The sequence below is a fragment of the Streptomyces sp. NPDC001135 genome (assembly GCF_053598395.1).
The window spans coordinates 1-1,702 of sequence record NZ_JBSFKD010000082.1 but is presented as its reverse complement, the minus strand read 5'-3'; the positions used below and the strand labels follow the sequence as shown (position 1 = coordinate 1,702).

Here is a 1,702-nt window from a genome sequence, read left to right as displayed (position 1 = left end):
TGGAGCGGATGACGGGCCTGGAGGTCGTCGAGGTGAACATCGCCGTCGACGACGTCCACCTGCCCGACGACGAGGAGGAACAGACCGAACTGGACGAGGGCCGCGTGAGATGACCGCTGCCGGGAGCACCGCCGTGTCCTCGGGCCCGAGCGGATGATCACGGCGAGAGAGACGCTCGCGAGACGGGTGAGTGCGAGATGAACACAGCAACGACGGGACTCGCGGCCGGCATGGCCCTCGGCTTCGCCGGCTACTTCGGCGGCTTCTGGGCGTTTTTGCTGGTCCTGGTCCTGGGCGCGGCGGGGCTGATCGTCGGCCTCGTCGTACAGGGCGACCTGGACCTCCGGACACGGAGGCAGCGGTGAAGACCCGGCCCGGTTCCCCCGGCGAGGGGTCGGGCCCGCCGGCGCCGGCCGCCGGGCTGCCGCCCCCGGCCGAGCGGGGCGCCACCGTCATCCCGGACAGGGTGGTCGCCCGTATCGCCGCGCAGGCCGCGCGCGCGGCGCAGTCGCGGCGCGCCGCCGTACCGCCCGATCGGGGCGGACCTGCGGCACCCCGCGCCTCCGCCGCCGTCCGTACCGGATCGGTGCGCCTGCATCTGACCATGGACCTGCCCTACCCCACCGACATTCCCCGTGTCTGCGAGCGGATCCAGCAGGACGTCGCCGAACGGGTCGCCCAGCTGACCGGGCTGCGGGTGGGAGAGGTCCTTCTCACCGTCCGGCGGCTGGTGACCGCCGCCGACCCGAGCCGGGGGCGGGTCCGGTGAGCGGCCGGGCGGCCCGGGTCACCGGGCACGCTGTGCAGGAAGGGCTATCGCGATGACATCCGGTCCACGTCCCCCGGGCCGCGGCCCCGCGTCGTCCACGCACCGTGCCGCAGTGCCGCTGGCGAAGGAGCCCGACCCTCCCGAACGCGACGTGTCCCCCTCGGACCTCACAGCCGGTGAGCGCGAAGGAGGGCACCGAACCCGTCGCAAGTGGTCCGCGCGCCGCATCACGGCGGCGCTGGTCGCCGTGGTGATCCTCGTGGCCGCGGTCGCGACGCTCGTCGACGTTATCGCCGTACGGGCGGGACGTCCGGCCACGGCCTGGCGACGGCACCTGGCCGACGAACTGGCCACCCGCCCGGTGGACGACGTGTGGATGCTGACGGGAGCCGCCGTGGCCGCCGCCGTCGGCGTCTGGCTGATCGTCCTGGCCCTCACCCCCGGGCAACGCCGTTGGCTGCCCCTGCGCTCACCCGCCGGCTGCCCGCGATTGCGGGCCTTCGTGGACCGCAACAGCGCTGCCGTCCTGCTGCGTGACGCCGCCATGCGGGTCCCCGGAGTCGGCGCGGCGCACGTCCTGGTGGGCCGCCACCGCATCAAAGCCCGCGCGGACGTCCGCTTCCGAGACCCCCGACAGGTGAAGGACGACCTCACCGCCGTCCTCGACGAGGAGCGCGACCGGCTCGCCCTCGCCCGTCCTCCCCGCATCGCCGTACGGACGCGGCGACGCCCCCGCTGACACAAGACCCGCAGCACCGGAGCCCGCCATGACGCCGAGACCCGCAATCAACCGCAGTCTGCTGGCGCTCGCAGGACTGGTCCTCCTCGGCGGCGGACTGCTCATCCTCTTCGCCGGGCTCGACCTCTACCGGCGGCATGATCTGGCCCCACCCGCCGGCTGGCCCCTGACCGGTCCGGCCGACGTCCTGCTCG

General features: G+C 74.3%; 3 protein-coding genes and 1 pseudogene. All 4 read left to right on the top strand.

Annotated features, from left to right (window positions below):
- A pseudogene (locus ACWC94_RS42260) lies at window positions 1-113 on the top strand (Asp23/Gls24 family envelope stress response protein); the annotation flags it as partial.
- Window positions 114-197: 84 nt separating this feature from the next.
- On the top strand, window positions 198-365 hold the full coding sequence (locus ACWC94_RS42255) for a hypothetical protein (RefSeq protein WP_030645371.1): 168 nt from the start codon (window positions 198-200) through the stop codon (window positions 363-365).
- Window positions 362-769, top strand: a complete 408-nt coding sequence (locus ACWC94_RS42250; protein ID WP_450803092.1) for an Asp23/Gls24 family envelope stress response protein — start codon at window positions 362-364, stop codon at window positions 767-769. The genes ACWC94_RS42255 and ACWC94_RS42250 overlap by 4 nt, the downstream gene beginning before the upstream one ends.
- 112 nt (window positions 770-881) lie before the next feature.
- The gene (locus tag ACWC94_RS42245) at window positions 882-1,508 is read left to right on the top strand and encodes a DUF6286 domain-containing protein (RefSeq protein ID WP_450803091.1); all 627 of its coding nucleotides are present in this window, start codon (window positions 882-884) and stop codon (window positions 1,506-1,508) included.
- Window positions 1,509-1,702: the final 194 nt, after the last annotated feature.

What these genes read in the sequence shown, in the direction of transcription:
- ACWC94_RS42255 (WP_030645371.1), top strand. Translation starts at nt 198, where the DNA reads ATGAACACAGCAACGACGGGACTCGCGGCCGGCATGGCCCTCGGCTTC.